Raw genomic sequence first — 12048 nt, forward strand, 5'->3', positions numbered from 1 at the left:
ATTCCTGCTGTCTTGGGAATTATTTGTACAGGTGAGGTTTTATTTGAATTTCAAAAAAAGTTGCTTGAATCGGTTTTTCAAGCTTCAGTTATTAACGAGTACGGTTGCCAAGAAACGGGGATTTCTGGCCTGAGTTGTCCTGAAGGCGGGCGGCTGCATTTAGATGTCGATCGATGTTTGTATGAAATTATTGACGGTGAATTAGTCACTACAGATTTATTCAATTGTACAATGCCTTTGATTCGATATAAATGTGGCGATCGCCTGCAATTATATTCCGATGCGTGTGGTTGCGGGCGATCGCAAATAACTGCCAAAATTCTCGGCCGCAGTCAAGAACAAATCAAGACTCAGCAAGGCTGGAAATATCCTGGAGAAATCTGTTTACCTAAATTTCCGGGAATTCTTAATTATCAGATAGTCAGGCAAAATCAATTAGATGTAGATATTTGGCTGCAAGTCGAACCGCAGCAAAGTCTTGAATTGTCACCTTTACAGCTTTGGTTAGAAAATTTATTTGGAGAAGTTCGAGGGAGAGTTATTGTAGATTCATCGGATTTAAGTCAACTGGAAAATACCCAAAGTTGTAGCGATCTAGAGTGGATCGAATGGGTGACGAAAAAATCTTGGCGCGAGTGGTTGGAATTGGGTTTATTACCCGCAGGAGAAGCGAGAGAAATTGCATTATTGTTAAAAAGTTTAATTCAGCCGACAGCGATGGTAAATTCGGGGATTTCGCCGTTGGCCCAACAAGCCCTAGAAAGGCTATTACAACGTAAAACTTATCGGGAATCAACCGTAGAATTGATGTCTGTACGAGTATTGCTGTTGACGTGCAGCTTTTTAGCCGATCGCCCAACCCGACAAAATATCTACCGCCACGCCCAACAGCGCTTAGCCGAGATGAATTGCCGGGAATATTCCGCGATGGTAGATTTACTAATTCCCTGTTTGGGATTCGAGCATAACACCGCTAAATCCATCTGGGAAAATACCAATTTACCGGATGTTGGCAAGCTAGATGTTTTGAATATTCAGCACTTGTTAGCAGCATTCAATCTAGCAGCGAGTCAAGCCAAACGCGAAAATCCAAATATCGCGATCGCGTGGAAACCAATCTTATCTATTTTAATCGGAGATTTAAATTTTTGGGCCTCCAGATTCCAGATTCAAATTTTAGCATCCTGGTGGGAGTTACTAAACGGAAAAACCCTCGCATCCAGCAACCACCGACAAACAACGGGCGATTCCTTTTTAGACGCTTGGCTAACTTGGCGGCAAGCAATTTTGGGCGATGGCGCATCAGCTACCACAGCATTATCTCAGTTACAAGCCACAGCAACTTTACCGACAGAAATAGCACGAGTCGAACTCGAACAAGGATATGCTAAACTGCTTTGGCAAGAACCGCTTAACCCCGTACAATGGTTAGATAAAATTAAACATCATGCTGGATTAATTAGCGCCAACTTACCCGATCGAGATATCGATCCGATACCTTGGATGCCGATTTTGTTGAAATTATCTAAACTTTGGTTGGCAGGGGGAGAAGCGGAATTAGCCTATCAATGTTTAATTGCCGCCGCACCGCCGGATATGCGCGTTTCGGGATTTGAACGATTAGCACGAGAAATGAATTACAAACAGTCTATTATTTGCGATCGAGCCAATGGTAAGTTTAACTTTAATTATCCTGGGTAAAAGTCATCTGGGCTGGTCAACGAATGCAATGGGCGCTTTGCAACACAATGGACTCTATCAATTAAAACATATAATTGGGATCGATCCCTCAAATCATCAGGGTGAAAGTACAATTTACACATTCGATGAAGATGATGTTGATTTTTTCGTCTTTAATATTGAATCTTTTGCATCGTGTTTGAAAGTTTTACAGACAATTAATACAGAAGTCACTGCAATTTTAACGGCTAATACGCCGGTAATGTTTTTGCCGCCTCAACTAACAAATTTCGCACTAGCATCCTTACCTCCAGCGGTGGTATTACCACTAGAAACTGCCAAACAACATCCTCTCCCCGCCTTGGGCTGGATGGCGTCAACGCCTTTGCTAAAAGCAGCACTACCGCAGTTAGAAATAAATCGCTGGAGTCTTTTAGGAGTTGCTAGAGAATTAGAACGGCAAAATATCGCTTTTAATTGGGGAACTACTAACATAAATTTTGCCAGTTTAGACTCGGATGATTATCCCAAAATAAATCGTTCTATTTCCTCTACAAGTTCAGAGAATATTGCTGAAAAAAACATCAAGGCTACAAATAATCATTTAATTACAAATCAATCTCGCGTCCTGGCGGTGATTCCCCATTATCGCTGCGAACAGTTTCTACATCGCTGCTTGCAGTCCCTAGTAAGTCAAACTAGACCTCTGGATGGTATTGTGGTGCTTGACGATGGCTCGGATTCGCCACCTATCGATATTGTCCGAGAATTTCCGGGAGTAACTTTATTAGCTTCGGCTGTGAATGTCGGGCCTTATCGTTTAATTCAACAGGCGATCGAACTAACAAATTATGATGCTTATTTGTTCCAAGATGCTGATGATTGGTCTAGCGCCAATCGCTTAGAATTGTTGTTAGCAGCAGCAGAAAATACTGGTGCTGAATTAGTGGGGACGCAGGAATTGCGCGCGTTTGAAGATGATAGGCTGTTACCTGTTGTTTATCCTCTCAATGTCAGCGCCGCCCTAGCGGAAAAACCGGGACATCCGCTGTTACACCCTACTAGCTTAGTTTCGCGGGATTTAGTCTTAAGATTGGGCGGTTTTGCTACGGGGTTGCGGTTTTCTGGAGATAGTGAGTTTTTGCTGCGATCGCACTTTGCTGCGAAAATAGTTAATATTCCTGACTTTGCTTATTTTCGCCGGCACCGAGACGGTTCCCTAACTACCGATCGACAAACTGGACTAGATGCTCCGGTGCGTTTAGAATTGATTCAGCAACTCAAGAGTAGAGCGATCGCCAATACTGCGGCGGTGCGCGAGGGTAAACTACCAGATTTGCGTCCTTTGAAGACAGCACAGGCGATCGAACTCAATTATATAACAGGATCTTCCCTGCGCTGGGCAAACTAATCGATTTTAAATTTTAGATTGATTTTATAATTAGCAATTCCTTGTTACCAGGCTCTGCCTGGTAACGCAGATCCGGAGGCTCTGCCTCCTTTGCCTAGCCTCTTTTTTCAAACTGTTATAAACATCATGTTATATCATGTCCGGTCGATTACCACCACAAAAACGGTTCGTAGTGCGGACTTGCATACGCTCTTATTGCGGACTCGCATTCCGCACTACAAACTTTACTTGCGGTTAATAGAACAGACATCATGTTACAGGTAATTATCCCCGTTAAGAACCGTCCTGAAATCGGCGACTGCGTGCGATCGCTTTTAGGGAGTTTTCCCGTCACTAAAATCATTATTTGCGACGGTGGAACAACAGAAGTTCAATGTTTAATTGCTTTACACGAGCTAGCCCAATTAAAACAAATAGAGTGGTTTAAATATCCTCAATCTAACTTTAATAAATCTCAGTTAATCAATCAAGGAATTCTCCGCGCCACCGCCGAATATTTGCTAATTTCCGATGCGGATATTATCTGGAACCAGCCAGCAATTTTACAATTATTATACTCTGTTTTATCTCCAAGCAGTCTGAAATTATTATCGATCGAGAAGGCGGCAGAATCTGTAGAAAATCTGCCGCAGTTATTGTCTGTATCTGCCAACTCGCGAGAAAATGGGATTATTTGCTCAGTGAAAACTGTAGAAGAGTCTCGCCCGCAAACAGCCGCTTTAAAGCGGGAACGCTATACTTACAACATCCAGATCCGCGAACAGATTGCCGCTGTTAATATTGTACGGGCGGTGGCGGGCGATCGCGATCGACCGGGCTGCGGTTTGATCTGTACCCGCAAACAAACCCTATTACGCTTGGGAGGGTACAAGCAAATTTTTACAGGTTGGGGATGGGAAGACCAAGATTTGCTAATTCGCGCTACCCTGTTGGGAATCGAGATCTGCAGCGCGGGGAATGTAATCCATATTTCTCATGCGGATCGGACACGCAACCAACATCACCAGCAACTACCAACCCAGCAAACGCGCGATCGCAATATCATCTCTTGCTTGCAATCTCTCAAAAAAGGCGCTCTCTTTGGCGATTTAGTCCAACCACCAATTTTACATCCTCAATTTTTAGAAATCACCACTAATTTTACCCCCTAATTATAGCCGTGACTGAAATTCAGTTATCCTTAATTATTACCTACCGCCAGCGAGAACACAATTTAAAAACTCAACTCGCGTGGTGGAAAACTCAAGCTTCCTCAAACTTATTATCTATTTGCGAAATTATTTTAATCGAACTCGATCGGGTTTCTTCACCTTGGATTTTACCAGAAATTACTAACTTACCAATCAACTACAATTATCTTCCCTGCGCGGGAACTTTTCATAAAACCAAAGCTTTAAATTTAGGTTTATCTCTGTCGCGCGGGGAATGGGTAACAGCTTTTGATGTCGATCTCATTCCCTACCGAGATACGCTCGACCGCCATCTAAAAATGGCTCAAATTTCTTCCCAAATGTTGGTCACTGGCTATCGAATGATGTGCGATACTTCCCGCCTGGATTTCGCTCAAAATTCTGCCAGAATTGAAGAATTTCAAGTTGCACCAGAAGATATGCCGACAGCGCTATTTAAGCACTTGACACGGCGGGAGCGGTTTGGAGTTTCACCCATATTTCAACGCCAACGCTTAATAGAAATAGGCGGATGGGATGAGACATTCATTGGCTGGGGAGCAGAGGATCAAGATATTGTTGAACGCTACTTGGGAGAGGATAGATATTTTTGTCGATCGCCCGAATTAATCTACCTCCATTTAGCGCACGAACCCGACCCGAATTGGTCGGAATCTCATTGGATAGACCAAAACCGCCAGCACTATTATACTAAACGCCAGTGACGGGGGCGGTTTCAACCGCCAGAAAGTCAAACAAAGTCGGCCCCAAGGCCGACTGGTTCCTAAAGGGGAACCCAAACCCGGATTTGAGATCGCTCTCAAACCCGCGCTTGTGAGAAACCCAGTTTCTCAAATAAACCCAGTTTGCAGGTATTATAGTTAATCGACGCAACCAGACTTGAATCAACTGTCTAATATTCGCTATTAGACATTTCCAAGAATTATTTTGAAACAGGCATAGAGCCTGTTCTTGGCTTTTAGGAGAGGTCTCTTATAGCAACTGCTTTCCTAACAACTGCCAACTGCTTTCCTAACAACTGCCAACAACCAACAGCTCAATCGCGGCTGTGAGTAGCTCCATTCGGCAAAATAGCCCCGCCCAAAGCCGCTTGATTCAAATTATCAACATTTAAGCTCGCCCCAATCAAATTAGCCTCTGACAAATTAGTTCCTGTCAAATTTGCTCCTGTCAAAGAACTTAGCAGCAAACCCGCTCCCGACAAATTGGCGTGACTCAAATTTGCTCCCCGCAAATCCGCTTCCAACAAACTAGCTCCCGACAAATTCGCACCGCTCAAATCAGCTCCCCGCAAAGAAGTTTTGTTCAAATTCGCAGCCCTCAAATCAGCATTGTGCAGAATCAAACCATTTAAATTGGCTTTACTTAAATTAGCTCCTTGTAAATCAGCACCGCTCAAATTAGAGCCATTTAAATTAGCACCTTGCAAGTCAGCACCGCTCAAGTCAGCACCGCTCAAATCAGCAGCGCAAACAGAAGCCTCCCGCAGACTTGCTTCGCTCAAATAAGCCCCAACTAAGTTCACGCCGCCGAGATTTCCGCGATTGAGATAAGCCCGAATTAGAATTGCTCCGCTCAGGTTCGCCCCGCTCAAATCCACTTCGCTGAGAATGGATCTAGTCAGATTTGCTTTGCTTAAATCAACCCCGCTCATAATTGCTCGGCTAAGCGTTGCCCCGCTCAAATTAGCCTCACTTAGTTTCGAGTTGCTCAGCAAACACGCTCCTACTAAACTCGCTCCAGTCAGAACAGCTTTGCTAAAGTCAGCGCGAGACAATATTGATCCGCTGAGATTTGCCCCGCTAAAATCGGCTCCGATCGCCACAGTTCCAGTTAAACTAGAACTGCCGAGGTTAGCTTCAATTAATTTCGCCTTAGATAAATTTGCCTCGCTCAAATCTGCGCCGTTTAAATTAGCTCCAATTAGTTTGCTTCTAATTAAGTTTGCCCCTTTTAAATTAGCGTTGCTCAAATTTGTTCGACTGAGATTAGCTTCAATCAAATGAGCTGCGATGAGGTTGGCTCCTCGAAAATCTCGTTCCCCGTTTCTATGTCTAGTTAAAAGTTCATCGGCACTTAAAATCTCAGTGAAATTCATAAAAAAAGTAGAGTTAGTTTCCTTAATTTTTCGATGTTCTATGTTGTCTGAAAAATTGTACTATCGTGTTTAGCAGTATGTTTTTTCAACGAATACTGCCACAACAATTGTCAATCAAAACTGGTTGATTCCTAGCATTACCCTGCTCACATAGTTGTCGCTCACAAAAAAACCGGTTTCTCGTAAAGAATCTGGATATTTTTAGCGCGGCATTCATGAAGAAACTGAGTTTCTCGTCACCTGTAAGCCCTGTAACTATTATTTTGCTGGTAATTAGTTGGCGGTTGATGTTAGTTGTTAATTGTTAGTTGTATTTATACTAACTGCTAATCACTAACTATTAACTGCTAACAATTTACCAAAATACCGAGAAGTTGTCGATCGTCCTTGTCAAGGTCGATCGCCTATTTGGGGTATTGCTGGCGGCATTCCCGCCCCATTCTGACCGAAAAATTGCTGGTACTGGCGATCGAATTTATTACTGCCAGAAAGAAATAAGAACCCGAAGCTTCAAGTCCGAATGTCTTCTACTTTCTGGCCGATGTGTTCTCTCGCCCATCAAAGCAGAACCCGGTCAGATCAGCTAGTTTCACCTCCCCCCACTGTGTTCGGTGCCAGTGAAATCCTGCAGGAAGGCTGTTTCCGTCTGAGTTCTGAACTGCTCGCGGGCGAAGCAAACAACCGGCTGTCCCTCGCCTGAGATTTCGCGAAAAAATCCCCCGCGAGCCAGGGACGTGCTCCCGCGATGCTGTGCTTGCTGTCAATCTTTACTCGATCCATGAGCGCTTGCGGTTCTAATTAACAGAAAGCCCCACACCAGACGCGCTCCCGGACATAAAAGCTGTTCCTGAGCGGCTCAAATGCTTCGCCGAGGCATTCCCAGAAAAACTGTATTCATGCCGCAGGTGTTGCCAGCGACAATTGGGCTGCTACAACCAATGACCAGTCTAAGTCTTGACCGAAGGCTCCGACAATATTATTATTCTAATAGTTGCCGGCGGCTGCGGATTATCCAGGGCGCGCGGGACGGGCTAATTCACCTGTATTAAGTTGCTGAAATTACCTATCCCATAATTAAAGATAGTCGCTATTTGACTAACCAAGCAATATCTGCTGTAATTTATCCGATCGAATTCGATCGTACTGCGGAGTTTGCAAGCGAGCAGTAGTGAGTGTTACAGACTTAAAAACCACTACCGTTTTTTATTATAAAAATTAAGGGAGCCGATCGAACCGAGCACCCAAAGCCCAGCCCGCCCATCAAATTGGCAATGACTCACTCTGTATGGGTTTGGAGTTTGCATACAGTTGCATTTTTTTACTGCTGTCGCTTTTTTTAAGTTTCCAAAACAAAACAAAAGCCAGCTTTCAGAGAAAAAGCCGACTTTTGAGAGAATTTTATCGGCCAAGCGCTAAACGCCTGCGCCATCCACAATCCAAGTGCGGGAGTGCGACTGCCCTGGCATTGGCAGAAACAATAGCCAAACAAAGTCTGAACTATCAAAAAACCCCAGGCCGGTCACGCCCTGACTGGGGTCCTAGATACGAGCCGTAGTATCAACGCCGGGAGTGCCAGGAGCGCCGTAATCTGCCCGAGCGCTATCGACACTGCTGGGATAGTCGTAGGTGTTCCAATGCTGAATGCCTCCGCGGCTCAGAATCGTTTCAGCTTTAGCGATTTCTGCATCGCTACCGTCAACCAGTACCAAATAATCTCCTCTCGCCACCCGATCGCTGTATGCTTTAGCTTCCTCTTCAGGAATTCCCATACCGACCAAAGCTCCGATCAAGCCGCCTGCTGCTGCACCCAAAGCAGTACCTGCCAGCGTAGTGGCGATCGCCGTAGCTGAGGCTCCTGCCAGCATAATCGGCCCGATACCCGGAATTGCCAACGCGCCCAGACCCACCAACAAGCCCGTCAGACCGCCCAAAGTGCCGCCTGTGAGCGCGCCCTTGGTCGCCCCTTCATCAGCCTTGTTGTCGGCGCTGTCGTGCACGTCAATCCCTGCGATGTCCCCTTTAGAATCAGCATCTTTAGCGATCGCCGAAACCCGATTCATGTCAAAACCGGCTGTTCTGAGTTCTCCCAGGGCGTGTTCTGTCTCGCGGCGGGTTGAAAATACCCCGACGGCGCGTTTGTCGCGGGTCGAAGCTCTGCGGCCGGTGTCTGCCGGCACATCGTAAATGCCCCAATCCTGAATGCCCCGCACGCTCATAATTCCTTCGGCAGTGGCAAGTTCGGCATCTGTTCCTTCTACGAATACCAAATATTCTCCGCGCGAGAGGCGATCGCTATAAACTTTAGCTTTGTCTTCAGGAACTCCCAAACCGACCAAACCGCCGACCAAACCCCCCGCTGCTGCCCCAATCGCGCCTCCGACAACAGTATCTGCCAGCAGAGTGGCGATCGCGCCCCCCGCCATGATCGGGCCAACTCCCGGAATCGCCAGCGCCCCAATGCTGCCGAGCAAGCCAATCAAACCGCCCGTCACGACTCCCGCCGTCGCGCCAGCTTTCGCGCCGCCCCCCACTTGCTCGTCGGTACTCTTAGCAGTGCTAGCGCCGCCAATTTCGTTGCCATTGAGGTTTTCACCAACTACCGAAACTTTATTCATCGGAAACCCGGTACTTTGCAGTTCCACCAGGGCTAGTTCCGTATCCCGGTAATTAGAAAATGCTCCTACAGCTCGCTTGTTTTGACCTAAAGCCATTTTTTTCTCCTTCAAAATATACTACTTTTACACAACTACAGAATTTCCGTTCTGTTTGCTGCCATCAATCACATTTAGTCGTTGTTTTTCCACATTTTTCATCGGTCGCTGGGAATAACTTCGGCCTCTTTCTTCAGGCGGATTTACCCGAATTTTCAGGAAGGGGAAATCGGAAATAGGGAATGGGAAGCTGCAGGTATTGCACGAGTTTTTTAGTTAGGATTTTTGACTGCGTAAATCTTCAACTTTTTAACTTAAAACCCTTTATACCGGAAGAGTTGTGCAAGCGTTGCACTTTGCTTTGAAAGCTATATTTTCAAAGCCCAATTTTCCTTTTTCCTTCTTCCTTCCCCCCTTGGGGGGGGTAGGGGGGGGGTTCTTCCTTCTTCCTTCTTCCTGCTAATTTATTAATTTCAAGGCGATGCAGGTGCAGCGGGGACAACTTTCGCCGTAACATTCACCATTTTGACACCCTTAATTTCTTTAGCTAGCGGCTCAATTTTAGCTAAATCTTCTTGATTTGGAACAGTGCCAGCTACGGTGACAACCCCGTCTTTTGCCTCAACATTTAGCAGACCTTTGGTGATGTTCACTTCCAACTTGGAGCGAACTTCACTTTCGAGGTCGCTGTCTGCTCTGATTGCATCGCCTCCGGTGATGTTGTTGCGCTGTTCTCGGGCCCTGATATCAGAATTTGCTTGGGCTTGGCGAATTTCGCTCGTGGCGTCGGACTGAGTTTTTTGAACATTGTCTGCTGCAGGCGGGTTGGCGGCACTTTGTGTAGTAGTAGTGGAATTAGGAGCGTCAGTGCTAGTTTTAGCCCCGTCGGCGCAAGCTCCAGCTCCAAATAATAGGATGCCGCTGACCAGAAGTGGTGTTAGTTTGTTCATAATATGTAATATCCTCCGGGTAATAAGCTACAGAATCTTTGTTGGCGATCGATTTTTGGGCTTTGTGCGTGCGGAAAAATCCTTATATCAAATATATAAATTTGAGGAAGCAGCTTCATCGCTCTACAGATATAATTTTTATCTATGTCGTTAGATAGAGTACAAAAAACCCAATAAGGTACTAGGTCAATTTTAACTTAATTAATCCCCGACGCAGTATCCCTCAAAAACCCGGTTGATGCCAAGATTTTTCGTTGCCAAAGCCAAGATTTTTGTACGAATAAAATTGAACTCCCTAAGTTTTATTAATAAATTCGATCGCCTCTCCAAACTAATTTTAACCCCGCACCTCGAACATCTTAGCAACCTCGGTTAAATTCGTTAAATGCTGTACACAATTAATTGCCCAACTTCCGGGTTCAAAACAAACGAAAAGAGTCAAGAAACTTTTGAGCGTATTCTGGTTTTGAGGCAGTCACAACCAGGCCGTAAACGCGGGTTTCTACCAAAAATACTTGACCTACACCTACAGGTTCCGTGGGGGAAAGCGGCTGAAATTCAAACTCTTTTCCCGGATAGCTGCCGAGAGAAATATCCCGCACTTGCAGCAATTTAGCATTGGCTGCCACGACAAAGAAATCAACGGCATTATTTAAAGTAATTTTGATATTGTTGTTGCTGAGCCGAAAATCTAGGTCAAAGTGTTGAAGTAAATAAGTGTCTTTATTTTTTAAGATAGACCTGTATGTATGAGCGGTAACTTGAGTTGAAAAAGTTTCGGAGTTAATTTTAGGAGTTCCCGGCATATCGATCGCAAACAGACCCGTTGCCGAGCAAAATGGCTGCCACTCCGGCATCTGAAAGCCAGCCCGCAGCGGGGTTAGTTGAGCTTTTGCCGGAGCGGTCAACTTCACAGGCCAGACAAGTAATGTAGCAGTAACTAGGAATAAATGCAGCAATTTCATTTGGATAAAAATTATACTTTATATTTTTCAGATCGATATGCGCTAGCCTAGAAAGATATCCGCAAACGAGGGATTTATGCTGAATACTATATTTACTCAACGACAAGGCAAGTCGATCGGGCAAGCTAACACCAGTAAAACCAATAAAACCAATATACTCGCTCGTGTAAATACTTGGCTGGCCCTGTGTCTGCTAGCTGCTGTCACAGCTTGTGCAAACAGCCCCAACAGTAAAGCACTGGAAGAATCTTTAGCCGCCGATCCCAAATTACAACAAAATCCAGCGGTTTTATCTCCCCCGCCTCCTCCGCCAGCAGTCAAAACCAGCACAACCGCCGAACTTCCTCCCGACTTCCCCACCGAGATTCCACTCTATCCGAATGCTCAGTTAATCGAAGTTGGCGGGCAAACCGATCCGCAGCCAAACACTGTGCGGCTGCGCTGGGAAAGCACAGATCCGGTTAATTCGGTTCAGAACTTTTACACCAAAGAATTTGGGCGCAGCAACTGGCAAATAGTCAGCATCCCCAGCGCCGACGGACAAGGTACTTTAGTCGCAACGCGAGATAATTTGCGGGTAACAGTGTCGCTTTCTCCTACTCAAAAAGTGGGGGGTTCTACAGAATTTGCGATCGACTACAGTAAAGAAGGCTCAGAAATTGCCAGCACTCCCCAACCTAACAATTCCGACTCTAGCCCATCTCCCACCGGTTCACCAACTCCATCTAATTCAGCAGGAACTACTCCAGCGCCAAAATCAGACAAAGTTAGCCAATTAGACACCGAAATTCCTCAACAATTGCGCCAGTATGTGGCAGATTTGTCTCAGTTGGAAGTGCTGAAAGTGCGATCTACAGAAAATGCTAACCTAGAAACTAACAGCGCTTTGCCCAAACCCAACAAAATTGTCACCCGCCGCGAATACGCCCGCTGGTTAGTAGCAGCAAACAACCAGATTTATGCCAGCCGTCAAGGAAAACAAATTAGATTAGCAGTAGACTCTAGCGAACCCGCGTTTTCTGACGTATCCAAAACAGACCCAGATTTTTCAGTAATTCAAGGTTTAGCAGAAGCGGGTGTAATTCCGAGTTCGATTTCAGCAG

Annotated in this window: 8 protein-coding genes and 1 pseudogene; 5 read left to right on the forward strand and 4 right to left on the reverse strand. The window is 45.5% G+C overall.

What is annotated here, in order from left to right; genetic code table 11:
- From WBA89_RS14880 to WBA89_RS14895, 4 genes and pseudogenes are all read left to right on the forward strand, one after another.
- Window positions 1–1701: pseudogene (locus tag WBA89_RS14880) on the forward strand (hypothetical protein); the annotation flags it as partial.
- A complete protein-coding gene (locus WBA89_RS14885) occupies window positions 1670–3091 on the forward strand; it encodes a glycosyltransferase family 2 protein (protein ID WP_424407669.1) in 1422 nt (473 codons plus the stop codon). The pseudogene WBA89_RS14880 and the gene WBA89_RS14885, both read left to right, overlap by 32 nt.
- A 251-nt stretch (window positions 3092–3342) precedes the next feature.
- Window positions 3343–4242, forward strand: coding sequence for a glycosyltransferase (locus WBA89_RS14890; RefSeq protein ID WP_424407671.1), 900 nt, complete (start codon window positions 3343–3345; stop codon window positions 4240–4242).
- A gap of 8 nt (window positions 4243–4250) precedes the next feature.
- Window positions 4251–4985, forward strand: coding sequence for a galactosyltransferase-related protein (locus tag WBA89_RS14895; protein WP_424407673.1), 735 nt, complete (start codon window positions 4251–4253; stop codon window positions 4983–4985).
- Between the two features lie 332 nt (window positions 4986–5317).
- On the opposite strand, the gene WBA89_RS14900 is transcribed toward WBA89_RS14895, so the two are convergent.
- The 4 genes from WBA89_RS14900 to WBA89_RS14915 all read right to left on the reverse strand — a co-directional run bounded on the left by WBA89_RS14900 (window position 5318) and on the right by WBA89_RS14915 (window position 10945).
- On the reverse strand, window positions 5318–6379 hold the full coding sequence (locus tag WBA89_RS14900) for a pentapeptide repeat-containing protein (protein WP_424407675.1): 1062 nt from the start codon (window positions 6377–6379) through the stop codon (window positions 5318–5320).
- Window positions 6380–7917: 1538 nt separating this feature from the next.
- Window positions 7918–9090, reverse strand: a complete 1173-nt coding sequence (locus WBA89_RS14905) for a histidine kinase (RefSeq protein WP_424407677.1) — start codon at window positions 9088–9090, stop codon at window positions 7918–7920.
- A 413-nt stretch (window positions 9091–9503) separates the two neighbouring features.
- On the reverse strand, window positions 9504–9980 hold the full coding sequence (locus tag WBA89_RS14910; RefSeq protein WP_424407679.1) for a BON domain-containing protein: 477 nt from the start codon (window positions 9978–9980) through the stop codon (window positions 9504–9506).
- A 419-nt stretch (window positions 9981–10399) separates the two neighbouring features.
- Window positions 10400–10945 (reverse strand): hypothetical protein, encoded by a 546-nt coding sequence (locus WBA89_RS14915; RefSeq protein WP_424407681.1) that lies wholly within the window; start codon window positions 10943–10945, stop codon window positions 10400–10402.
- A gap of 76 nt (window positions 10946–11021) precedes the next feature.
- On the opposite strand from WBA89_RS14915, the gene WBA89_RS14920 reads away from it, so the two are divergent.
- Window positions 11022–12048 (forward strand): S-layer homology domain-containing protein (locus WBA89_RS14920; protein ID WP_424407683.1); only part of this gene is annotated, 1027 nt, incomplete at its 3' end.

The sequence above is a fragment of the Microcoleus sp. genome (assembly GCF_049646505.1).
Classification (GTDB): domain Bacteria; phylum Cyanobacteriota; class Cyanobacteriia; order Cyanobacteriales; family Microcoleaceae; genus Microcoleus.